Source organism: Ruegeria sp. CDSA193 (assembly GCF_059611885.1).
The window spans coordinates 148444-170729 of record NZ_JBXWPN010000010.1 but is presented as its reverse complement, the minus strand read 5'-3'; the positions used below and the strand labels follow the sequence as shown (position 1 = coordinate 170729).

At 58.2% G+C, this 22286-nt stretch carries 20 protein-coding genes and 1 pseudogene; 12 read left to right on the top strand and 9 right to left on the bottom strand.

The features are described from left to right. Together AC2FLG_RS18125 and AC2FLG_RS18120 are read right to left on the bottom strand one after the other, a co-directional pair. Positions 1 to 210, bottom strand: a pseudogene (locus AC2FLG_RS18125) (hypothetical protein); the annotation flags it as partial. Positions 211 to 264: 54 nt separating this feature from the next. Then, complete coding sequence (locus tag AC2FLG_RS18120; protein WP_142637490.1) at positions 265 to 978, bottom strand: uroporphyrinogen-III synthase; 714 nt, start codon at positions 976 to 978, stop codon at positions 265 to 267. 97 nt (positions 979 to 1075) lie between these two features. Between AC2FLG_RS18120 and tsaD the strand changes: the two genes are divergently transcribed. Genes tsaD through AC2FLG_RS18100 form a run of 4 tightly spaced genes read left to right on the top strand, consistent with a single transcriptional unit; the run spans position 1076 to position 3825 of the window. Continuing rightward, positions 1076 to 2173, top strand: coding sequence for a tRNA (adenosine(37)-N6)-threonylcarbamoyltransferase complex transferase subunit TsaD (tsaD, locus tag AC2FLG_RS18115; protein ID WP_496707400.1), 1098 nt, complete (start codon positions 1076 to 1078; stop codon positions 2171 to 2173). After that, the gene (locus tag AC2FLG_RS18110; RefSeq protein WP_496707399.1) at positions 2170 to 3132 is read left to right on the top strand and encodes an NAD(P)H-dependent glycerol-3-phosphate dehydrogenase; all 963 of its coding nucleotides are present in this window, start codon (positions 2170 to 2172) and stop codon (positions 3130 to 3132) included. Before tsaD ends, AC2FLG_RS18110 begins: the two co-directional genes overlap by 4 nt. Position 3133: 1 nt before the next feature. Then, complete coding sequence (locus AC2FLG_RS18105) at positions 3134 to 3403, top strand: YciI family protein (protein ID WP_496707397.1); 270 nt, start codon at positions 3134 to 3136, stop codon at positions 3401 to 3403. Beyond that, positions 3403 to 3825, top strand: coding sequence for an EVE domain-containing protein (locus tag AC2FLG_RS18100; RefSeq protein ID WP_281995804.1), 423 nt, complete (start codon positions 3403 to 3405; stop codon positions 3823 to 3825). Before AC2FLG_RS18105 ends, AC2FLG_RS18100 begins: the two co-directional genes overlap by 1 nt. Before the next feature lie 204 nt (positions 3826 to 4029). Here the strand turns inward: AC2FLG_RS18100 and AC2FLG_RS18095 are convergent, their stop codons facing one another. From AC2FLG_RS18095 to AC2FLG_RS18080, 4 genes are all read right to left on the bottom strand, one after another. Then, entirely contained in the window at positions 4030 to 4371 is a 342-nt protein-coding gene (locus AC2FLG_RS18095) for a DUF2853 family protein (RefSeq protein ID WP_496692583.1), read from the bottom strand. Between the two features lie 271 nt (positions 4372 to 4642). Next, entirely contained in the window at positions 4643 to 5392 is a 750-nt protein-coding gene (locus AC2FLG_RS18090) for an extensin-like domain-containing protein (protein ID WP_496707396.1), read from the bottom strand. Between the two features lie 13 nt (positions 5393 to 5405). Further along, positions 5406 to 6794, bottom strand: a complete 1389-nt coding sequence (gene ahcY / locus AC2FLG_RS18085; protein WP_281995843.1) for an adenosylhomocysteinase — start codon at positions 6792 to 6794, stop codon at positions 5406 to 5408. A gap of 101 nt (positions 6795 to 6895) precedes the next feature. Continuing rightward, complete coding sequence (locus AC2FLG_RS18080; protein WP_142637476.1) at positions 6896 to 7213, bottom strand: hypothetical protein; 318 nt, start codon at positions 7211 to 7213, stop codon at positions 6896 to 6898. A gap of 204 nt (positions 7214 to 7417) precedes the next feature. On the opposite strand from AC2FLG_RS18080, the gene AC2FLG_RS18075 reads away from it, so the two are divergent. Then, positions 7418 to 8017 carry an HD domain-containing protein gene (locus AC2FLG_RS18075; protein ID WP_271950659.1) on the top strand — a complete coding sequence of 200 codons (600 nt, stop codon included), beginning with the start codon at positions 7418 to 7420 and terminating at the stop codon, positions 8015 to 8017. 6 nt (positions 8018 to 8023) lie between these two features. Here the strand turns inward: AC2FLG_RS18075 and AC2FLG_RS18070 are convergent, their stop codons facing one another. The 3 genes from AC2FLG_RS18070 to AC2FLG_RS18060 form a co-directional block, all read right to left on the bottom strand. Continuing rightward, a complete protein-coding gene (locus AC2FLG_RS18070; protein ID WP_496707394.1) occupies positions 8024 to 9100 on the bottom strand; it encodes a CapA family protein in 1077 nt (358 codons plus the stop codon). 357 nt (positions 9101 to 9457) lie between these two features. Next, entirely contained in the window at positions 9458 to 10012 is a 555-nt protein-coding gene (locus tag AC2FLG_RS18065) for an ActR/PrrA/RegA family redox response regulator transcription factor (protein ID WP_142637470.1), read from the bottom strand. Between the two features lie 86 nt (positions 10013 to 10098). Then, positions 10099 to 10719, bottom strand: a complete 621-nt coding sequence (locus tag AC2FLG_RS18060) for an SCO family protein (RefSeq protein WP_281973374.1) — start codon at positions 10717 to 10719, stop codon at positions 10099 to 10101. A 92-nt stretch (positions 10720 to 10811) separates the two neighbouring features. On the opposite strand from AC2FLG_RS18060, the gene regB reads away from it, so the two are divergent. From regB to addA, 7 genes are all read left to right on the top strand, one after another. Beyond that, complete coding sequence (gene regB, locus AC2FLG_RS18055) at positions 10812 to 12206, top strand: sensor histidine kinase RegB (RefSeq protein ID WP_142637465.1); 1395 nt, start codon at positions 10812 to 10814, stop codon at positions 12204 to 12206. A gap of 63 nt (positions 12207 to 12269) precedes the next feature. Then, positions 12270 to 13775, top strand: a complete 1506-nt coding sequence (locus AC2FLG_RS18050) for a PAS-domain containing protein (RefSeq protein ID WP_142637463.1) — start codon at positions 12270 to 12272, stop codon at positions 13773 to 13775. Between the two features lie 41 nt (positions 13776 to 13816). Beyond that, positions 13817 to 14290 (top strand): tRNA (adenosine(37)-N6)-threonylcarbamoyltransferase complex ATPase subunit type 1 TsaE, encoded by a 474-nt coding sequence (gene tsaE, locus AC2FLG_RS18045; protein WP_281973376.1) that lies wholly within the window; start codon positions 13817 to 13819, stop codon positions 14288 to 14290. Next, the gene (locus AC2FLG_RS18040; protein ID WP_496707392.1) at positions 14287 to 15291 is read left to right on the top strand and encodes an aminoglycoside phosphotransferase family protein; all 1005 of its coding nucleotides are present in this window, start codon (positions 14287 to 14289) and stop codon (positions 15289 to 15291) included. The genes tsaE and AC2FLG_RS18040 overlap by 4 nt, the downstream gene beginning before the upstream one ends. Next, entirely contained in the window at positions 15288 to 15974 is a 687-nt protein-coding gene (locus tag AC2FLG_RS18035) for a nucleotidyltransferase family protein (RefSeq protein ID WP_496707390.1), read from the top strand. Before AC2FLG_RS18040 ends, AC2FLG_RS18035 begins: the two co-directional genes overlap by 4 nt. Further along, entirely contained in the window at positions 15967 to 18894 is a 2928-nt protein-coding gene (gene addB / locus AC2FLG_RS18030) for a double-strand break repair protein AddB (RefSeq protein WP_496707388.1), read from the top strand. The genes AC2FLG_RS18035 and addB overlap by 8 nt, the downstream gene beginning before the upstream one ends. After that, a complete protein-coding gene (gene addA, locus AC2FLG_RS18025) occupies positions 18891 to 22250 on the top strand; it encodes a double-strand break repair helicase AddA (protein ID WP_496707386.1) in 3360 nt (1119 codons plus the stop codon). The genes addB and addA overlap by 4 nt, the downstream gene beginning before the upstream one ends. The last annotated feature ends 36 nt before the right edge of the window (positions 22251 to 22286 follow it).

Sequence of the window (22286 nt, the reverse complement as noted above, 5' to 3'; positions counted from 1 at the left end):
TTCGGCTTCGGCTTCGGCTTCGGCTTCGGCTTCGGCTTCGGCTTCGGCTTCGGCTTCGGCTTCGGCTTCGGCTTCGGCTTCGGAAGGCGTTTCTTCTACGGGGGCAGCATCGTCAACAGGTGCCTCATCCGGGGTCTGGACAATGTCCTCGACTGCCTCAGCCTTGGGGTCATCTTCCGGCTTTTGATCGGTTTTCTTCTTACCAGCCACCGCAATGTTCCCCTTTTCGAATCCAAAACAACCTGAACAACTAACCAGACTAAGTTAATCTGTGGCCTCGCCGCCCTCAACCCGCATCGCATGTTTCACAAGCTTTTTAACGGCTTTCCGCATTTTCTTCGGTGTCGGCTCTTTGGCAATCTTCAGGCGGACATAATCCAAGGAATAAAGGGGTTCAGCCGTGGCCTCGCTGATTGCAGCCAGCCAAAGTGGTGCCGAACCCACCCAGATGTCGGCAAATTGTCGCGCTGTTCTGGGTGAAAATATGGGGGCAATCACCGGTTCATTGCCCTCAGCAACGGCGCCTGCCCGATCTGTGAGCGGTAACAGGTGCTGTTTATAGACAGGCTGTTCACGCACAGCCAGACCGGATTCGGTCAACCGTTCAGCAATGTTACCACGGCTGTGTTCCCCCCGAAGATGAAGCAGCGGGCTTTGGGGCCGGTGCTTTAGCAGGTTTGCAATCAGCTCTTCGGCGGTAGCACCCACCATCCGGGCATCCCAGCCAGCGCCTTTGGCCGTTCCGGTGGTAACAGGACCCACACAAAAGGCCGGCATCTTTCGAGATACATCTAAAGACATCGCCGCATTAACGGCGTTGGCCGAAGTAAAGATCAGCCCCTTTGCTTCATCCGCATGCACTTGCACCGCCAAAGGTTTTATTTCCAGGATCGGCGAATGGATAACCTCTACCCGGCTTCTGATGCGGGTTGGCAACTGCGCGACGAACCTTTCAGACGCAGCGCGCGGGCGGGTCATCAACAAATACAACAGTTGGCGCCTTCGGCCTTGGGATTGTTTGCATCCGCGCAGGGTGATACCCCGCTTGGCAACCAAGGTGTAACGGATCAGGCCAATGGTGCAAACACTTACTGTCCTCGGGTTGGAAAGCAGCTGTGATGACACGGCCGCCGCAGTCGTGCGCCAATCCGATGATACAGCCGCCGAGGTGCTGTCCTCGGTTGTCTATGGCCAGACCGAATTGCACAGCGCATTTGGTGGCGTGGTGCCTGAGATTGCCGCCCGCGCCCATGCGGAAAAGCTGGATACCTGTGTGATGCAGGCGTTAGAGGCCGCAGGTTTGGGCCTTGCCGACATGGACGCTATTGCCGTAACCGCCGGTCCCGGCCTGATTGGGGGGGTTATGTCGGGCGTCATGTGCGCCAAAGGGATCAGTGCCGCCACGGGCCTGCCATTGATCGGAGTCAACCATCTGGCCGGTCACGCGCTGACGCCACGCCTGACGGACGGGATCGCGTTTCCCTATCTGATGCTGCTGGTTTCGGGCGGACACTGCCAATACCTGATTGCCCATGGGCCCGAGGAGTTCACCCGCCTTGGCGGCACCATCGACGATGCCCCGGGCGAGGCCTTTGACAAGACAGCCCGCCTGCTGGGCCTGCCGCAACCCGGTGGCCCCTCGGTCGAGGTCGAAGCCCGCACGGGCGATCCCAAACGGTTCCGGTTTCCGCGGCCACTGCTGGACCGTCCGGGTTGCGATTTGTCCTTTTCCGGGCTCAAGACCGCGCTGATGCGAATGCGCGACCAGATCGTGGCCGAAAAAGGTGGCCTGACGCGACAGGACCGCGCCGATCTTTGCGCCGGGTTCCAACAGGCGATCGTGGACACTTTGGCCGAGAAAACCTGCCGCGCAATCGACCTTTACCGATTGGAAGGCCCTGCGGAGGCGGTTGTGTCTGTTGCGGGCGGCGTTGCGGCAAATACAGCCATTCGTACCGTGTTAGAGTCTATCTGCGTCGAAAAAGGTGCCCGATTTACCGCCCCTCCGTTAGCCCTGTGCACCGACAATGCCGCCATGATCGCCTATGCCGGAATTGAACGTTTCCGCACGGGTGCCCGCGATGATCTGACCCTGACCGCGCGTCCGCGTTGGCCTCTGGATCAAACCAGCCCGGCCATGTTGGGCAGCGGCAAAAAAGGAGCCAAAGCATGAGCGTGTCGGTTCTGGGGTCCGGAGCGTTTGGAACAGCTCTGGCGATTTCGCTGGCCGGGAAAGGCCCCGTCACGCTATGGGCTCGGGATCCGGAACAGGCCCAGATGATGCAGAACCATCGCGTAAACAGCGCGCGCCTGCCGAATGCACCTTTGCCCAAGGCGATTACGGTTACTTCGGACGCTGATCTGGCGGCAGAAAGCGAAATCATCCTCCTGTCCGTGCCGATGCAGAAATTGCGGAGCGCGTTGTGTGCGCATTCCGCTACCCTCAGAGATAAAACGCTGGTCGCCTGCTGCAAAGGGATAGAGCTGACCTCGGGCCTTGGGCCGGTTTCCGTTATCCGTGAATCCGTCCCAGAGGCACGCGCTGCGCTGTTGACCGGGCCAAGCTTTGCGGACGACATCGCGCGCGGCCTTCCCACCGCATTGACCCTCGCTTGTGCGGATGATGCGATTGGCCGTGACCTGCAGCATGAATTGAGCACCACAAATCTGCGCCTCTATCGCACTGCGGATACTGTTGGCGCCGAGCTCGGCGGGGCCCTGAAAAACGTCATGGCCATCGGATGCGGCGCCTGTATTGGCGAGGGCATGGGCGAAAGCGCCCGGGCCGCCCTTATGACGCGGGGCTTTGCCGAGATGCAGCGCTTTGCGCTGATGCGCGGGGCCCGCCCTGAAACATTGATGGGCCTGTCGGGTATGGGTGATCTGGTACTGACCTGCTGTTCCGAACTGTCCCGGAACTATCGATTTGGCCTGTCGCTTGGGCGTCAGGATGCTTTTGACACAAACACAACCGTCGAAGGTGTTGCCACGGCCAAGGCTTTGGCCAAAATTGCCAAAGCAGAAGATTTGGACATGCCCATTAGCACCATCGTGTCAGAAATAAGCACCGGAGAATGCAGCGTTGGTGAAGCCATGCGCTGGCTGCTGAACCGACCCCTGAAGGAGGAATAACATGCTGATCGCCCTTGTCGCCAAGGATAAACCCGACGCGCTGCAAACCCGGCTGGATAACCGTTCCGCCCATCTTGCCTATATCGAAGAAACCGGTGTTGTTGCCCAGGCCGGACCCCTTCTGGAAGGCGATGCGATGATCGGATCACTGATCATCCTCGAGGTCGAGGATATGACGGCGGCGCAAAACTGGGCCGACAAAGATCCCTATGCCAAAGCAGGTCTGTTCCAGTCGGTTGATCTGATCGTCTGGAAAAAGGTGGTCGGCTGATGGCGTATTGGCTGTTCAAATCCGAACCCTCGACCTGGAGTTGGGACCAGCAAGTCGCCAAGGGCGCAGAGGGCGAAGAATGGGATGGGGTGCGCAACTATCAGGCACGCAATTTCATGCGGCAGATGGCCGTGGGCGACCGTGGTTTTTTCTATCATTCGCAAAAAGACAAGGCGATTGTCGGCATCGTTGAGGTTTGCGCCGAAGCCCATCCAGACAGCACCACCGAGGATGAGCGTTGGGAATGTGTGGATATCAAAGCCGTGCGCCCGTTCACCATCCCGGTCACGCTGGATCAGATCAAAGTGGATGAACGTCTGGATGAGATGGTTCTGGTCAAGAATTCCCGCCTGTCCGTACAACCGGTCAGCGATGCCGAGTGGCAGGTGATCTGCGATCTGGGGCAGACGAAGTCGGATTGATTAAAGGGAAGGTCCTGACAGATGCAGAACCTTCCCTACCCCGCGTGCTCCCGACTCACCACACGCGTATAGAATTTCGGTTCTGACCGTCCTGGTCACAAACTGACACTAGCCCATTTGGCCGGTTTGGCACAAACAACAAGTACCTAAAATTGGAAACGCCCGCCACAGATCGGGCGGGCGCTGATTGGTCGAAACCCGGATTTAGCTATAGACCGACTCTTTGCCGAAATGCTTGGTCAGCATATAGTAAACGACAGCACGATACTTGTTACGCTCGGACATGCCATAGGTTTCCAGCGCCTTGTTGATCGCTTCCATCAACTCGGGGCCGTCGGAAAGGCCCAGTTTCTTGACCAGGAAGTTGTTTTTGACGGTCTCAAGCTCACCTGACTGAGTGGCTGCCACGGTCGACGCGTCGGCGTCATAAATCGCCGGACCACATCCGATTGTGACCTTGGTCAAGAGGTCCATGTCGGGGTCCATCCCGCATTTGTTTTTCAGATCATCTGCGTATTTGGCGATCAGTTCGTCGCGTTTTCCCATGAATATTTCTCCCGTTGAGCAGCTTTGGCTGCGATTTTCAATGCGCCTATGAACAGGTGTCGGAAGGTTAGTCAGTTGTTCTGTTTACACAAAGGGAAAATTTCAGGTCATTCCCCGTAAGCGAAATTATGGCAGCACAGATAGACTCCGCGTACCACAATGCCTGATTCTGGCCTTCTGCAAGGGTCAGGTGGTTTGGATTTAGGGCGCAGCGGGAAAATGTTGAAACCAGTGCAGCGCGCCGACATGGCACCTACTAACCGACCGGTGGTTATCTGCAATATCCCCAACCCGGTCCCTGAAGATGGAAGTGGTCCGCATGCAGCCGGTTGTAGTTTGGCCCAAGTACCACCCGAAACCATTCGCATGCACCCCGGCCAATCCGGTGTAGAAAATCTGCTTCGGGTCCGGGTGTTGTCCAGTCCGACAGCAGGCTCAGGCTTCGCCCATCTGCCAACTCGACCCCGACAATATCGATGGCATCAGCGGTGGCATGACTGCTCCAACCGCTGTCCTTTCCCTGCGCGGTGCGCATTCGCCGGCAGCTATAGCTGCCCAGGTGGCGCAAGCTGCGCACCCTGCTGCCCAACATCTCGCGCGCGGCCGGTTGGACCACATGGTGTTCCCACATGGCCATTCGCAGAGCCGTGGCACAACGGGTCTCGACGCCATTGACGCTGGCCGTGGTTAAGCCCGAGAGAACCCCGCGCCCGGCTATTCCGCATTTCTCGTCGACAATCAGATCCTCGACCAGTGAAAAGCTTACCCCCGCCCCGGCCAATGCGGCCCTGCACTGCGTTTCATCGGCCAAAGCTCGTCGCATTTGCACAGGTGTGACCGGCGTGACCCGAGCCGTAATGGTCAGATCTCGCAAAGGGTTCCAGTGGTCCGGAACCGGTGATTGCGGGTGGGACAAAAGCCAGTAGCCACCCCCACCCATCAAAACCACCAAGGCGAGTGCTGAGAAAACGAGAGACGCCGCCAGATGCAATATCCGACGGCGTCCAGAAGGTTTGGTCATGCCTGACCCGCAATCAATAGCGGTAATGTTCAGGCTTATAGGGGCCTTCCGGATTCACACCGATATACGATGCCTGTTCGCTGTCCATCTGCGTCAGCTTCACGCCGATACGGTCCAGATGCAGGCGTGCAACCTTCTCGTCCAGATGTTTAGGCAGGATGTAGACCTTGTTTTCGTACTGATCGCCTTTGGTGAACAGCTCAATCTGGGCCAACACCTGATTGGTGAACGAAGCCGACATCACAAAAGACGGATGACCGGTGGCGTTGCCCAGGTTCAGCAGGCGGCCTTCGGACAGCAGGATCAGACGATTGCCCGAGGGCATCTCGATCATGTCCACCTGTTCCTTGATGTTGGTCCACTTGTGGTTCTTCAGGCTAGCCACCTGAATTTCGTTGTCAAAGTGACCAATGTTGCCGACGATGGCCATGTCCTTCATCGCGCGCATATGCTCGATGCGGATCACATCCTTGTTGCCGGTCGTGGTGATGAAGATATCCGCGCTGTCAACTTCGTCTTCCAGCAGCGTAACCTCGAACCCGTCCATCGCGGCCTGCAGGGCGCAGATCGGATCAACTTCGGTCACTTTCACACGGGCACCGGCACCGCGCAGCGACGCGGCCGAGCCTTTGCCCACGTCACCATAGCCACAGACCACGGCAACTTTACCAGCCATCATAGTGTCGGTGGCGCGGCGGATACCGTCGACCAGCGATTCCTTACAGCCATATTTGTTGTCGAACTTCGACTTGGTGACACTGTCGTTGACGTTGATCGCTGGGAACGGCAGTTGGCCGTCTTTCACCAGCTGATACAGGCGGTTCACACCGGTCGTGGTTTCTTCGGACACGCCCTGGATCTGGTCGCGCATTTTGGTGAACCAGCCGGGGGACGCGGCCATCCGCTTGGCGATCTGCTTTTTGATCACCTCTTCCTCTTCCGAGCCCGGTACGGGGATGATGTCTTCGCCCGCTTCGGCGCGGGCGCCCAGCAGGATATACAGCGTCGCATCGCCGCCATCGTCCAGGATCATGTTGGGGCCGTCGGTGAACAGGAAGGATTTGTCCAGATAATCCCAATGCTCTTCCAGAGTCTGGCCCTTGATGGCGAACACCGGGATACCGGCTTGGGCAATCGCCGCCGCCGCGTGGTCCTGGGTTGAGAAGATGTTGCACGACGCCCAACGCACATCCGCGCCCAGCGCCACAAGTGTTTCGATCAGAACGGCTGTCTGGATGGTCATGTGCAGCGACCCGACAATACGCGCGCCCTTCAGGGGCTTTGCGTTACCGTATTCCGCGCGCAGGGCCATCAGGCCCGGCATCTCGGTCTCTGCAATATCCAGTTCTTTGCGGCCAAACCCGGCCAGCGAAATGTCTTTGACGATATAGTCCCCGGCCATCAGGTGCTCCATTCCGGTATAATTCAATCCGGGTTGCCCTAGCATCCCTTTTGGGACGTGGCAACGCAGATGGCCGGAAACGGGGTTTTAAGCCGCCAAAATCAACTTGGTATGCCCTCTACCTTGATTTTGGGGATCGCTTGGAAAAAGTCAGTCCCAACGGCGACAATGCAGCTGATGCCGTTCGGACGTGTCACCAAAACGGTATAGCTACCCGTTTCCTGAGAGGTCCAGACCTCCATCACCGATTGCGAGCCACGGGATTTTTGCAATCCGCCAAAGGCCAGTTCCTCGGAATAATTGTCCTGTAGCGTTGAAATCAGTTGATCACGCAGCGCACAGCTTTGCTGGGCAAAGGCAGGCGGTGCAGTGGCGGCCATACCAAAGGCCAGAGCAATTCCTAACAAACGCTTGAACATAGCAAGCTCCTTTCGATACGAGTTACGTCCGAGAGGGGCACACCGGGAGGAGCATGCGCCCCCCTCGGTACAAATGTCGGTATCACCGCGCGCTTGTTCAAAGCACGATTGCTCAAGAAAAAGTTGGCAGCTGGTGATCTTGACAGGTACAGCTTACCACAAAAATGCGAACTTAATGTGTCCCACTTCACAAGGCATGGCAGAATGGCAACACAACCCCGCGCATGGCAAAGAATGCTGTCCGGGCGCAGGCTGGACCTGCTGGACCCAACACCGGTGGATATCGAGATTGAGGATATCGCGCATGGGCTGGCCTTTGTGGCCCGCTGGAACGGGCAGACACATGGGGATTTCGCCTATTCGGTGGCCGAGCATTCGCTGTTGGTCGAAGAGCTTTTTGGTCGTATTGCCCCCAAGGCACCGGTCAAATGGCGGCTGGCGGCCCTGCTACACGATGCGCCGGAATACGTGATCGGAGATATGATCTCTCCGGTCAAATCCGCTGTCGGTCCCGACTATGGCGCACTGGATGACCGGCTGGCTGCGGCGATCCACATCCGGTTTGGCCTGCCCGCTGCGGTGCCTAAAACGGTTAAACGGCAAATCAAAAAGGCCGACAAGATCAGCGCCTGGATGGAAGCCACCCAGATCGCGGGCTTTTCCGAGGCCGAGGCGACAAAATTCTTCGGCCGCCCGGACAGGGTTATTATGGAAGGGCTGCAGATCAAATTGCGGCCACCCGTTGAAGTAAGATGTGCCTATACGCATAGACATTCGGCATTGATGGCCGAGATTGGGCCCTGACCACTATCAGCCTTCTGATCGCGCCACCTTCTGAAAGACGTTACCGTCAATCTCATGGGCATGCCAACGCACTGGCGTCGCCTTCAGATTTGTTATTTCGGCCTTGCCCTCAGTCTTTTGTACTTCAATCTGCATAATCGTGCTGCTGGCAATGTCTCTATCGGCGAAACCCCACAGCAGACTTCCTAGGGAATAGGCGATTGGCACCGTCCGATCTCCGGTCTGCGTGCGATACAGCTGAATCGGCTGAGGGACATGGGGGTGGTGGCAGACGATAAGATCAGCTCCGAATTCGGCCAAGTCCTGTGCGGCCTCTTGCTGCGCTCGGCGCGGGAACAGCTCGAACTCATGACCCCAATGAATAATCCCAATAACCAGATCACAGCCAGCCGCTTTTGCGTTCGAGATCTGTGTCTTTAGAAGGGTGGTGTCCGGCGCTTGATGTTTTGAAGTCAGCTTGGCGATATTGATGCTCTGCTTTTGACCTTCTGGAAGCGCGTGGCCGTTGGTACCAAAAGCGCAGGACGCAAATCCGAACTTTATCCCTTTTCGTTCGATCGTTTTGACGGCTGTGGCTTCTGTCAAACTCTCATTCACACCGATTTGCATGATATTTCTGTCACTTAAGACGTTCAGAGTCGTCTCAAGCCCCTCAACACCCATGTCGAGAATATGGTTGTTTGCAAGGTTCAAAACATCAATGAACCTCTCGTTATGGCTGGTCAAAGCATCGAACTGTTCTTCCGACGCACATTCGATCGGCGGGCCAGCGTCCCCGATCACTTCGTCAATCAAAGGCTGTGTCGTTACAGGTGACTCGTAGTTGGCGACCAAAATATCATCCTGAAACAAAAGATCTTCGATCTCAGCATATACCTGATCTTTTGCGACACTGGCCCTGTGGGTTCTTAGAATGTCCCCGGCAAAGCTCAGAGTGACCGAATTTGATGTGTCACTGATGTCAGCGGTTGAAAGTCGTACGGCCGTTTTAGTCATAAAGCAGGACTGATCCAGCTCCGCTTCAGGCTGCTGAATGGGGTTCTTACTTTTATAGACCCAGTACAGGTTGTCCAAAATGTTCATTTCGGAAAGCTCACCCGCAGCGCCCTTTCGTGGTCGCGCCCAAAACCCAAATCTCTCTGCTGCCCAGGTGACAACAGAGACAATGACCTTAAGGGCAGGGTTGGAAATACGGAGGCTTTCGTATGGCGTATTAGGGAGCGGCGACACTTCGATACATCTCAACTATTTGTTCGGAAAATATAAATATTGAACTTAACGAAAACACAAATTGGTTAACAGACACTAAATTAAAGTCTTCAGGGGTTGCGGGCCATCAGCCGCGACAAAGCATATGTTTGATAGCCGCCTGTCGAGACTCAATTCGGTTTTCCGGCTTCATGAGTTCTGGTCTGTTATGCGCAAGCTAAACTCACGATCTCATCGCGGGCTGCGCTTCGCCAAGATCCGTTGCAATGTCCGGCGGTGCATGTTCAGGCGTCGCGCGGTTTCACTGACGTTGCGATCACACAGCTCATAGACCCGCTGGATATGCTCCCAGCGCACGCGATCCGCGCTCATCGGGTTTTCCGGCGGCGGGGGCAGTTCGTCGCCCTTGGCCAGCAATGCGTTGGTGATGTCGGTGGCGTCGGCGGGCTTCGACAAATAGTCGGTGGCACCAATCTTGACTGCGGCCACAGCGGTGGCAATCGCGCCGTACCCGGTCAGAACCACAACCCGGCTGTCGGGGCGCTTTTCGCGCAGCACTTCGACCACATCCAGGCCGTTGCCATCCTCCAACCGCAGGTCAACAACCGCATATGCAGGCGGGCGGGCTGTGGAAATTGCGCGGCCAGCGGCGACAGAGCCCGCGGTTTCAACCTCGAACCCGCGTTTTTCCATGGCCTTGGCCAGACGTCTCAGAAACGGTTCGTCATCATCCACCAATAACAGCGATTTATCCGGGCCGATGTCGAGGTCAGAGCTGTCCGCCATATTCTATTCTTTCCGCTAATTCACGCCGTTGGCTTAAACATGAGTAATAGCAGCGCCATTGCAAAGGTCAAACAGACCGTTGCGTTCTAGATCTTGTCCAGAAAGCAGCCCACCTTGTCAGCCATCTGCTCGGCTGTGTCATTGCGATCGAAAAATTCGATAAACCCGTCCTGGGGTGTGACCAGATAAGTAAAGGTCGAGTGATCAACCAGATAGTACTCATCACTTTTGTCATGGGCCTTATAATAGGTCTTATAGGCCTTGCTGGCGGCCTTGACCTGATCGGGCGTGCCGGTCAGGGCGATGGTCTTACCACCAAGGTTAAAGGCGTAATCGGCCATAACTTCGGGTGTGTCGCGATCCGGGTCGATCGAGATAAACAGCGGCGTCACCGATTGCCCGCGTTCGGCCAGAATATCCACCGCTTCGGCATTGCGGGACATGTCAAAGGGGCAAACATCCGGACAGAAGGTATAGCCGAAGTAGACCAGCGTAGGTTCGGTTATCACCTGTTTGTCGGTCACAGTCTCGCCCTTGCCGTTGATCAGTTCGAAGGGCCCGCCAATGGTGGCCGTACCCCCTGCGATCTGGCTGGACCGGCACTGCGCGAATTTGTCGTCCGAGCCTGCGCCGCGCGTCAGCAGCCACATGGCCCCCAGACCTACGGCCAAAACAACTGTTGCAAGGATAGCGTATAGACGGACCATGGCATCTTACCTGACGATAGAGGAGTTGTTGATCGTTCCGGCCGGGACACCTATCAAGATGAACAGCCGATGCAACAGGACATAATGGACCAATGGCAGATTCCAACATCACTTTTTGGCCTGGTCAGGAACGCAGCTGGATTCGCCTGCGGACGCTGATCCTGCTGCGCTGGGTGGCCATTTTTGGCCAGATCACCGCAATCACCGTGGCGCAACAGACCTATGATGTGCAGTTGGATGTGACGCTGTGCTATCTGGCCATCGGCATTTCGGTCATGGGCAACTTGACGGCTATTCTTGTCTTTCCACGCAACAAACGCCTGTCCGAGTTCGAGAACTTTCTGATGGTGTTGTTCGATTTGTTGCAGCTGACCATCCTGCTGTACCTTACCGGAGGCCTCAATAATCCGTTCGCCTTGCTGTTGGTGGGTCCTGTGACTATCTCGGCCAATGTCATGAGCACCCGGTCAACCCTGATCATCGGTACGGTGGCCATCATTCTGACCACGCTGCTAGCCGAATTTCACCTTCCCCTGCACACGGATGGCGGTGTGGATCTTGAGATCCCTGATATCCTTCTGTTCGGAAACTGGGCTGCCATCGTTATCGCGATCGTTTTCCTGGGGGCCTATTCCCACCGCGTAAGCTCTGAGGTGCAGTCGATGTCTCAGGCGCTGTCGGCCACGCATATGGCCCTCGCTCGTGAACAGAAACTGACCGATCTTGGTGGAGTTGTCGCCGCCGCCGCGCACGAACTTGGAACACCTCTGGCAACAATCAAACTGACCAGTGCCGAACTGATTGAAGAGCTGGACGACCGCCCGGACCTGAAAGAAGACGCCGCCTTGATCCGCGAACAGGCCAATCGTTGCCGCGACATTCTGCGCGACATGGGGCGGGCTGGCAAAGACGACCTCCACCTGAGACAGGCCCCCCTGTCCACTGTCATCCATGAGGCCGCCGAGCCACATATCAACCGCGGCAAGCAGGTACACTTTGCCGAAGGTCCGGTTGGGGATGGCGATGTTCAACAACCTTCGATCCTGCGTAAACCTGAGATCATCCACGGAATGCGCAACCTCATCCAGAATGCTGTGGATTTCGCGCGCAGCAACGTCTGGGTCGAAGCGGAATGGACAGCCGAAAGGATTACGATCAACATCATGGATGACGGCCGCGGGTATCCTTCGCAAATGATTGGCCGGATCGGGGATCCGTTCATGCGCCGACGGCGGGCAGAATCGGAAAAGCGGGCCCGGCCGGAATATGAAGGTATGGGCCTGGGCCTGTTCATCGCAAAAACCCTACTGGAACGCAGCGGTGCGCATTTGGATTTCGCCAATGGCTCTGATCCATATCAGACCTTGTCGGACAATCCCGAACGTATAGGGGCCATCGTCCGGGTATCCTGGCCGCGAAAACTTGTGGATGCACAGACCGGCGACACCCCCGTTCCTTCAGGTGTAAATCAGCATATCCAAGTCTGAGTTAAGACCCCGTTAACCATTTCCACCCATAGCTATACCCGTGAATTCACCGCGGGAGAGCACATGGTCGACTGGATCATATTGGCCGTCATCAGTGTGGTGTCTGCCAGTCTGGCGGTTCAATGGCTTTTGCCCCGTCGTCAGCAGACAAGTGACAATTTCGGCCTGTCCGAGCCGGCCTCGTTGTTCAATGTCGTGTTTCTGTTCGACGGTGACCGCCTGATCAGCCACACAGACATCGCTCTGGATGGGTTTGAGGCTGTGCGCGACTGGTCAGATCTGCGTCGGCTGCTGCAGCGGGATTTTCCGGGCTTTCCTGAAACCCCTGAACGCGTCAGGCACGAAGGGAATCTTGTCATCCCCGCCATTGATTGCTCGGTCGAGCGGGACGTTTTGTGCGAATGGATCGACGGGGTCGTGCGCGTACAGCTGCGGGAAAGCTCTGATTACCCCAGAACCGTATTGCGCGAGAATAGCGATCCGATCCGCCTGGCGATGGAGCTGGCGCCCTACCCGGTCTGGCATCTGGATTATCAAAACAAGATCCGCTGGTGCAACGCCGCCTATGTCTCGCTTGTCCGCAAAGTGCGCGGTGGCGATACCGACCTGACTGCACCTCTTTTTCCCGGGCCCGAAAATGGCGCGCGTATCAGCGCCAAGACCCGTGTATTCATTTCGTCCGAAGACAGTGCAAACAAGCTTTGGTTTGACCTGACGATGGTGGACCATCCGGAAGGCAGCCTTTGCTACGCTGTGGACATCAACGCCATCGTCGCCGCCGAGACAGCGCAGCGAAAATTCGTACAGACGATGACCAAAACCTTTGCACAGCTGTCCATCGGCTTGGCCATTTTTGACAGAAATCGCCAACTTGCCCTGTTCAACCCCGCCTTGATTGACCTGACCACCCTGCCCCCGGATTTCCTGAGCTGCCGCCCCAACCTGTCCAGTTTCTTTGACCGCCTGCGCGATCAGCACATGATGCCGGAACCCAAGAACTATCGCAGCTGGCGTAATCAGATGAACGATCTGCTGGAGGCCGCAGAAGACGGAAATTACCAGGAAACATGGTCGCTGCCATCCGGCTCGGTCTATTCCGTCAGCGGCCGCCCGCACCCGGATGGTGCGGTGGCCTTTCTGTTCGAAGATATCACGGCCGAGATCACGTTGACCCGCCGCTTTCGGGCGGAAATGGATTTGATGCAATCCATCCTGGATAAGCTGGCCGACGCGGTTGCCGTTTTCGGTGATGACGGTACCTTGGCCTTCACCAATTATGCCTATCAGAAATTATGGGGTGAAGCCGATGGTGCCGGATTTGAACCCGACACGGTTCTGGACGTGACCCGCAACTGGCAGAAACATTGCACGGCCACTCCGATTTTGGGTGAAATCCGGGATTTCGTCGAAATGCGGGACAGCCGGGCTGAGTGGTCAGCCAGAATCCAAATGCGTAATGGAACCGATCTGAACTGCACCATCTGCCCATTGCAAAACGGGGCCACCATCATTCGCTTTGCCACGCACAATGCGTTGCCACAGCACGAGATACAGCAAATCAGCGCCTGAACCGGGTTGCAGCCAATCCAGCGTGGGGCCATTGTGGCGCCATGACGTTACCACCCCTCAGGATCACCCTGAATTCGCCCGAAGATACGACCAAATTTGCCAGTCGGCTGGGTGCAATTCTGCATCCGGGCGACATCCTGCTGCTGCAGGGTGAGATCGGAACCGGTAAGACCCATTTTGCGCGTAGTCTAATCCAATCGCTGATGACCCGGTCCGAGGATGTGCCCTCGCCCACATTCACGCTGGTTCAGGTCTATGACACCCGTAAAGGTGAGATCTGGCACTGCGATCTATACCGGCTGAGCGCGGTGGAGGAAGTCGAAGAGCTTGGGCTGGCCGAAGCGATGGAACAAGCGATCTGCCTGATTGAGTGGCCTGAGAAACTGGGCCTGCTGACACCCGGTTCTGCCCTGACGATGACATTTGAAACAGACCCGGACATGCTGGATATGCGCCACATCACCCTCACATGGACCGACGAAAAATGGGCTCAAAAACTGGAGGTCAGCGAATGACAAACCGCGCCGTCCTTGCCGAAGCCCTGATTTCACACACGCCGTGGTCCAAGGCCCGCCGAGAGCCTTTGGCGGGGGATGCCTCGAACCGCCGGTACGAGCGCCTGACCGACCCGGTCACGGGCAAGTCCGCTGTTCTGATGGATTCGCCCCCGGGCCAGGCGGAACCGGTCGAAGCCTTCGTACGGATGGCCCGGCATTTACAATCTATCGGGCTAAGCGCCCCACAGATCTACGCCGAAGACACGCAATATGGGTTTCTTCTTTTGGAAGACCTTGGCGATGACCTGTTCGCGCGGGTTCTGGTCAAACATCCCGATATGGAGCGGGAATTATACGAGGCGGCGACAGATGTTCTGATCACGTTGCACGAGGCCCCGACCCTGTCGCTGCAATCTTACGGCCCGGCACTGATGACCGAACTGGCGGCCTTATCCTTCACCAAATACGCCCAAGGGGTTCTTGACGATTATGACCAGGATGCGCAGGATCGGTTCGAACACCGATTTGCTGATATCCTGCATCAAGAAACATCCGGCACCAAAGTTGTTGTCCAAAGGGATTACCACGCGGAAAACCTGATCTGGCTCCCTGACCGCCAAGGGGTTGAGCGCGTTGGATTGCTGGATTTTCAGACCGCCATGCTGGGCCATCCTGCCTATGATCTGGTGTCTTTGCTCCAGGATGTGCGCCGCAAAGTGACGCCGGGTACGGAAATGCGGATGGTCAGCCACTATATCTCGGCTGCGGGCGTCAACGATCATGATTTCCGCAGTGCCTATGCCGTGCTGGGTGCCCAGCGAAATCTGCGGATTCTTGGTGTGTTTACCCGGCTCGCGACCGAGTATGGCAAACCCCATTATGTCGATTTTATCCCCGCCGCGTGGGGCCATCTGATGCGGGATCTGGATCACCCGGCGCTGGTGAATGTTGCCGACCTGCTGCGCGCGGCTCTGCCCGCGCCGACACCCGAAAACCTGAACAGGCTCAGAAAGAGATGACCCAGCCCCCCAATGCCGTCATGCTGTTCGCAGCCGGGTTCGGCACCCGCATGGGCACCCTGACCCTGAACCGCCCCAAGCCGCTGATCGAGGTAGCCGGGCGCCCGCTGATCGACCATACGCTGGATCTGGTTGACGCGCTTGGGCCGGTTCGCAAAGTGGCCAACCTGCACTATCTGCCGGATCAGCTTGAGGCGCATTTGACGCCGAAAGACGTACATGTTTCACACGAACAGCCCGACATTCTGGATACTGGGGGCGGATTACGGGCAGCTTTGCCCTTATTAGGGTCTGATTCAGTGTTCACGTTGAATTCAGATGCCATTTGGTCCGGCCTGAACCCGCTGACAATGCTGCGGGCCGCCTGGAACCCTGATTTGATGGACGCATTGCTAATGTGCATCCCGACCGCGCAGGCGATTGGTCATGCCGGCGCCGGAGACTTTACTGCTGATGAAACGGGCCGGATTACCCGCGGCCCCGGATTGATCTACGGAGGCGCGCAGATCATGAAGACGGAAGGGCTGGTCGAAATTCCAGACAAGGTGTTTTCGCTGAACCTGCTTTGGGATCGGATGCAAAAGAAAGACCGGCTGTTTGCCCTGACCTATCCCGGCCGCTGGTGCGATGTTGGCCATCCGGAAGGGATCGCCCTTGCTGAAGGTCTGTTGGCGGATGTTTGACCCCTCACCCCTGCCCCGCGTCTTTGCCGTACCTCCGGGTGTGGATTTTCCAAAGACGCTGGTCCGGGGGTTGAGAAATCGCTGTGCCGCTCTTCCGCCCGAGGCTTTGGCCCGAGTGGAGCTGGTTGTTAACACGCGGCGTATGGCTCGCAGGGTGCGTGAGCTGTTCGACCAGGGCCCTGCCTGTTTGTTGCCGCGCCTATCACTGGTGACTGATCTGGGTGTAAGCGTGAATCTGGCGCAGATACCACCCGCAATCCCGCCCCTGCGACGGCGGCTGGAATTGACGCAGCTGGTCTCGAAGCTGCTGGATCAACAACCGGATCTGGCGGCGCGCTCGTCTTTGTTTGACCTGTCAGACAGTCTGGCCGCATTGATAGATGAGATGCAGGGCGAAGGCGTTTCACCCGAAGCGATCCGGCGGCTGGATGTCACCGACATGTCCGGGCATTGGGCCCGCGCGCAGGCGTTTATCGGGATTGCGGATCAGTTCATCGACTCAGAAGACGACATCCTGGACACGCAGGCCCGGCAGCGCCGCGTGGTCGAGAACCTAATCAAACATTGGCGAGTGGATCCACCTCAGCACCCGGTCATTCTTGCCGGCTCGACGGGGTCACGGGGAACGACACTGATGCTGATGCAAGCCGTTGCCTGCCTGCCGCAGGGCGCATTGATCCTGCCGGGTTTTGACTTTGACCAGCCCGATCAGGTTTGGGCTCAGCTGGATGCGGCGTTAACCTCTGAGGATCACCCGCAATACCGGTTCCGGAAGCTGATGAACCAGCTTGGGCAGAACCCGGATCAAATCACAGCCTGGACCCAGGACAATCCACCCTCACCCGCCCGTAACAAACTGATATCGCTTGCGTTACGCCCTGCCCCGATCACGGATGCATGGATGTCCGAAGGTCCACAACTGACCGATCTGCATGGTGCAACCAAGGAGCTGACCCTGGTCGAGGCGCAGTCCCCCCGGGCCGAGGCCCTGGCCATAGCACTCCGCATGCGAGAGGCGGCTGAAACCGGCCAGACCGCCGCTCTGATCACCCCCGACCGAATGCTGACCCGTCAGGTCAGCGCTGCGCTGGACCGGTGGAACATCCTGCCCGATGACAGTGCTGGCCTGCCGCTGCAGCTGTCCCCACCCGGACGGTTCCTGCGCCATGTCGCGGCCCTGTTCGCGCGTCGATTGGACGGCGAAGCGCTGTTGACCCTGCTGAAACATCCGCTCTGCCATGACGGGGGCGAGCGTGGCTCTCATCTGTTGCACGCCCGCGATCTGGAACTGGACCTGCGCCGCCACGGGCCACCATTCCCGGATGCCGCCAGCCTGACGGCATTTGCCATCCGCAAAGAGGTGCCCGAAGGCTGGGTCCAGTGGTTGGTGCAGCATTTCTGCGACCAGCAAATCGCTGATGAGTTGCCACTGGCGGATTGGGTTGATCGCCTCTGCGGGTTGGCTCAGGCCATTTCCGCGGGCAACACCGGCGATTCCGGCACCCTATGGGACAAGAACGCCGGTCAAAAGGCGCTGGCGGTTGTGACCGAGCTGCGAAATGAGGCTCAGCATGGCGGCACTATGACCGCCCATGACTTTGCCGATCTGCTGGGTGCTTTGCTGGCCGGAGAAGAAGTCCGCGACCGCGACGCGCCACACCCCCGGATCATGATCTGGGGCACGCTCGAGGCCCGGGTGCAGGGCGCCGATTTGCTAATCCTTGGCGGTTTGAACGAGGGCAGTTGGCCCGAGGCGCCCGCGCCCGATCCCTGGTTGAACAGGCAGATGCGCGATAAGGCCGGGCTGTTGCTGCCAGAGCGGCGCATTGGCCTGTCGGCACATGACTTTCAGCAGGCTATCGGCGCGCCCGAGGTCTGGCTGACCCGGTCGACCCGGTCCGACGATGCCGAAACCGTTCCTTCCCGCTGGTTGAATCGGTTAACCAACCTGTTGAGTGGCCTGGCAGAACAGGATGGCCAAACCGCCCTTGCAGAAATGCGCGGCCGAGGGCGGCAATATCTGGGGTGGTCCGAACAACTAGAATACGCTCCAGAAATCAAGGCGGCACCGCGCCCATCTCCGCGCCCTCCGGTCGGGTCGCGCCCGCGCCGACTGAGCGTCACCGAGATCAAGCGCCTGATCCGTGATCCTTATGCTATCTACGCCAAACATGTGCTGCGGTTAAAACCTCTGGACCCTTTGGTTCAGGCCCCGGATGCGCTGCTGCGCGGGATCGTGATCCACGAGATTTTGGAGCAATTCGTCAAGGACAGCGTGCTGGACACGGCCTTGCTGACACGCGAAAGCTTCCTGAAACGCGCCGAAAGCCTGCTGGTCCAGCATGTCCCATGGCCCACAGCGCGCAAATTATGGCTCGCGCGGCTGGAACGGATTGCGGATGATTTCCTGCGGGCCGAGAACACCCGGCGCAGCGATGGTGGGCCTGTGGCTTTTGAGGCCGCGATGAAACTGGCGCTCAGTCCGCTGGATTTCACCATAGTCGGGCGCGCCGACCGCATTGACCTGAACAGCCGCGGGGCGCTGCGGCTGGTCGACTATAAAACCGGTGCGCCTCCGACCGAAAGCCAGCAGGCCAAGTTTGACAAACAGTTGCTGATCGAAGCCGCAATGGCCGAGCAGGGCGGGATCGAAGGGTTTGACCCGCTGCCTGTGGCCGAAGCAATTTTTGTCGGCATGGGCGGCACCTATAAAGAGGTGCCCGCGCCTCTGACCAAAGAGCCGGTCGACAAGGTCCTGGCCGAGCTGAAACAGCTGATTTCCTCTTATTTAGAGCCTGACCAGGGCTTCACCTCGCGCCGCATGCTGCACAAGGATACCGATATCGGGGACTATGATCATCTGGCACGTTTCGGTGAGTGGGACCGAACCAGCAACAGCGCCCCCGAGGACCTGAAATGAGCGCCCGCAACGACGCCACCGAACGGCAGGTGCAGGCCGCACGACCCGATACCTCGACCTGGCTGGCGGCAAATGCGGGATCTGGCAAAACGCGGGTTCTGACCGATCGGGTGGCGCGGCTGTTGCTGGACGGGGTGCAGCCGCAACACATCCTCTGCCTGACTTACACCAAGGCTGCAGCCAGCGAGATGCAAAACCGGTTGTTCAAACGCCTCGGTGAGTGGGCCATGCTGGGGGATGCTCCGCTATTGGCGCAGTTGACCGATCTGGGCGTTCAGGGTGCGATTGACCCGGACCGTCTGGCACAGGCCCGCACATTGTTTGCCCGTGCGATCGAAACGCCCGGCGGGCTGAAAATTCAGACCATCCACTCTTTCTGCGCCTCGCTGCTGCGCCGTTTCCCACTTGAGGCTGGAGTAAGCCCACAATTCACCGAGATGGAGGATCGGGCCGCCGCCTTGCTGCGCGAAGAAATCGTCGAGGATTTTGCCCAAGGGCCTATGGCCAATCTGATCGGCGATGTCGCCCGTTTTGTGACTGACACAGGGTTCGACAAACTGACCGCCGCCATCACGCAAAAGCGCAATCTGTTTGCGCAGGCCGTCGATTGGACGCAGGTTTTGCAGCAATTCAATCTGCCCGCCGGCTTTGACGAAGAGCTCTTGCTGGGTCAGGTGTTTTTGGGGGGCGAGGTCGACCTTATTCGCAGCGTCCTGCCCGCACTGACCGAAAGCGGCGGGAACAACGCCAAGGCAGCCACCAGGCTTGCGGCCTTCACCCGCGCCGAAATCGGCGCGCTGCCGGTGCTTGAAGATGTATTTCTGACCGGAAAGGCGGCCAAGGACCCGTTTACTGCGAAGATTAACGCTTTCCCGACCAAACCCCTGCGCGAGGGTGTCTTGGCGAGTCAAATGCCACAGCTAGAGGCGTTAATGTTGCGCATCGAAGCCGCGCGGGAACAGCGGCTTGCACTGGTTGCGGCCCGCAAAACGCTGGCGCTTCAGCGGTTCGCAATGGCCTTTCTGCCAGAATATGAGCGGCGCAAGCAACTGCGCGGCTGGCTGGACTTTGACGACCTGATCTTGCGCGCCCGAAACGTACTGAACGACCCGGCGGTAGCGTCTTGGGTATTGTACCGGCTGGACGGCGGGATTGACCACATTCTTGTGGATGAGGCCCAGGATACCAGCCCGGACCAATGGGACGTCGTCGAAAAGTTGGCGCAGGAATTCACCAGCGGGGAGGGGGCCCGGTCCGGGATTGAGCGCACTATTTTCGTGGTGGGTGACAAGAAACAATCGATCTATTCCTTCCAGGGGGCCGACCCTCAGGCCTTTGACAGGATGCAGGCCGAATTTGGGCGGAAACTGGAAGAATCAGGCTCTAAACTGTGGGATTCTACGCTGGAGTACTCGTTCCGCTCCTCCAGCGCCATTCTGTCTCTGGTCGATATTCTGTTCGAAAACCATGCCGAGGCCGGGTTTCACAAAGAAAGCCAGCACCGCGCCTTCAAGTCCGATCTGCCAGGGCGCGTCGACCTATGGCCGGTGGTCGAAAAAGTCAAAGACGAGGAAGATACCGAATGGACCGACCCGGTGGACCGCCCTGGAGCGCGCCACCATACCGTTGTTCTGGCCGAGCAGGTTGCACAGTCGATCAGGGATATGATCGAACAGGGGGAAACCATCCCCGAAGATGGCGAGGTACCGGGCAGTTTCGTCCGGCGAAAGGTACAGCCGGGGGATTTTCTGATCCTCGTCCAGCGCCGCTCGGACCTGTTTGCTGAGATCATCCGCGCCTGCAAGGCTGCCGAACTGCCGATTGCAGGGGCTGACCGGTTGAAGGTCGGAGCCGAGCTTGCGGTCAAGGACCTGGCGGCTCTGCTGAGCTTTTTGGCCACGCCCGAGGACAGCTTGTCGCTGGCCACGGTACTGAAATCGCCTCTGTTTGGCTGGTCCGAACAGCGGCTTTTTGATCTGGCGCATCGGCGACAAGAGCAATTCCTTTGGGCCGCGCTGCGAAGTCGGGCCGAGGAATTTCCCGAGACGCTGGCCATTCTGAATGACCTGCGCAGCCAAATCGACTTTCTGCGCCCATATGACCTGATCGAGCGGATTCTGACCCGTCATCACGGGAGGCGCCTGCTGCTGGGTCGGCTGGGCCCCGAGGCCGAAGACGGCATCAACGCGCTGTTGTCACAGGCGCTGGCCTATGAACGCACCGACATTCCAAGCCTGACAGGTTTTTTAGTCTGGATGCAGACGGACGATCTGGAGATCAAACGGCAGATGAGCGGTGTCGGCAACATGATCCGCGTGATGACCGTGCACGGATCGAAAGGGTTGGAAGCCCCCATCGTGATCCTGCCGGATACCGGCAGACGGCAAGCCCCGCGCGATGCCGAGATCATGGTGACGGATGCTAAGCCACTATGGAAAGTACCGGCAGACGCGTCCCCGGCGCTGATCGCGCAGGCGCGAGCCGAGGCGCGCGAACGGGAAGAGAATGAGCGGTTGCGCCTGTTATACGTGGCGTTGACCCGTGCAGAGAAGTGGCTAATCGTTGGTGCGGCAGGGGATGTCGGCAAGGACGGAACCAGTTGGTATCAACTGGTGCAGGCGGCTATGGCGCGGGCAGGGGCAACAGCTCTGCCCAACAGTGAGATCCTGCGCTTGTCGCACGGAGATTGGCATGATCCGGAATTTATCGAACACACAGGCGCCGTTCATGCCCACAGCGAATTGCCGCCGACCTTCCTGAATTCCGCCCCCGCGGTTGATGCGGCGCCGGAAACCCTCAGCCCGTCTGATCTGGGCGGGGCCAAGGCCTTGCCCGGGGACATGGGCCTGGATGAAGAGGCCGCCAAGCTGCGCGGCACCCGCCTGCACCTGCTGCTGGAGCATTTGCCGCGGGTCCTTCCTGAGAACTGGCCGCAGCTTTGCGCACGGGTTCTTCCCGATATGCGTGAGGCCGAGCGGCAAGGATTGCTGGCCGAGGCGCAAAATGTGTTGACGGCGGATCACCTGAAGGCAGTGTTCGCCCCCGATATCTTGGCCGAAGTCCCGGTAACGGCCGATCTGGGCGGGCGGCGTATCCATGGTGTCATTGACCGGCTGATCGTCACTGAAACGGACGTCCAAGTAATTGATTTTAAATCTAATATGACAGTTCCAGACAATGCAGCAACCTGCCCCGAAGGACTGCTGCGACAGATGGGTGCCTATGCTGATTCATTGTCGCAGATCTATCCGGACCGCGAAGTCAGAACTGCAATTCTGTGGACCCGAACAGCCCAGCTGATGTGGCTGCCACACGATCTGGTGAAAGCTGCGCTAACCCGTGCGCTGACGCCTTGACCTTGGCATACCCGACACCTAGTTTCAGTGACCAAG

Coding starts and splice junctions, on each gene's coding strand:
- regB (WP_142637465.1), top strand. CDS start 10,812: ATGGCAGATTCCAACATCACTTTTTGGCCTGGTCAGGAACGCAGCTGG.
- ahcY (WP_281995843.1), bottom strand. CDS start 6,794: ATGGCCGGGGACTATATCGTCAAAGACATTTCGCTGGCCGGGTTTGGC.
- AC2FLG_RS18120 (WP_142637490.1), bottom strand. CDS start 978: ATGACCCGCCCGCGCGCTGCGTCTGAAAGGTTCGTCGCGCAGTTGCCA.
- AC2FLG_RS18070 (WP_496707394.1), bottom strand. CDS start 9,100: ATGAACATTTTGGACAACCTGTACTGGGTCTATAAAAGTAAGAACCCC.
- AC2FLG_RS18060 (WP_281973374.1), bottom strand. CDS start 10,719: ATGGTCCGTCTATACGCTATCCTTGCAACAGTTGTTTTGGCCGTAGGT.
- AC2FLG_RS18105 (WP_496707397.1), top strand. CDS start 3,134: ATGCTGATCGCCCTTGTCGCCAAGGATAAACCCGACGCGCTGCAAACC.
- addA (WP_496707386.1), top strand. CDS start 18,891: ATGAGCGCCCGCAACGACGCCACCGAACGGCAGGTGCAGGCCGCACGA.
- addB (WP_496707388.1), top strand. CDS start 15,967: ATGTTTGACCCCTCACCCCTGCCCCGCGTCTTTGCCGTACCTCCGGGT.
- AC2FLG_RS18110 (WP_496707399.1), top strand. CDS start 2,170: ATGAGCGTGTCGGTTCTGGGGTCCGGAGCGTTTGGAACAGCTCTGGCG.
- AC2FLG_RS18040 (WP_496707392.1), top strand. CDS start 14,287: ATGACAAACCGCGCCGTCCTTGCCGAAGCCCTGATTTCACACACGCCG.
- tsaE (WP_281973376.1), top strand. CDS start 13,817: ATGACGTTACCACCCCTCAGGATCACCCTGAATTCGCCCGAAGATACG.
- AC2FLG_RS18065 (WP_142637470.1), bottom strand. CDS start 10,012: ATGGCGGACAGCTCTGACCTCGACATCGGCCCGGATAAATCGCTGTTA.
- AC2FLG_RS18080 (WP_142637476.1), bottom strand. CDS start 7,213: ATGTTCAAGCGTTTGTTAGGAATTGCTCTGGCCTTTGGTATGGCCGCC.
- AC2FLG_RS18090 (WP_496707396.1), bottom strand. CDS start 5,392: ATGACCAAACCTTCTGGACGCCGTCGGATATTGCATCTGGCGGCGTCT.
- AC2FLG_RS18100 (WP_281995804.1), top strand. CDS start 3,403: ATGGCGTATTGGCTGTTCAAATCCGAACCCTCGACCTGGAGTTGGGAC.
- AC2FLG_RS18035 (WP_496707390.1), top strand. CDS start 15,288: ATGACCCAGCCCCCCAATGCCGTCATGCTGTTCGCAGCCGGGTTCGGC.
- AC2FLG_RS18050 (WP_142637463.1), top strand. CDS start 12,270: ATGGTCGACTGGATCATATTGGCCGTCATCAGTGTGGTGTCTGCCAGT.
- AC2FLG_RS18095 (WP_496692583.1), bottom strand. CDS start 4,371: ATGGGAAAACGCGACGAACTGATCGCCAAATACGCAGATGATCTGAAA.
- AC2FLG_RS18075 (WP_271950659.1), top strand. CDS start 7,418: ATGGCAACACAACCCCGCGCATGGCAAAGAATGCTGTCCGGGCGCAGG.
- tsaD (WP_496707400.1), top strand. CDS start 1,076: ATGGTGCAAACACTTACTGTCCTCGGGTTGGAAAGCAGCTGTGATGAC.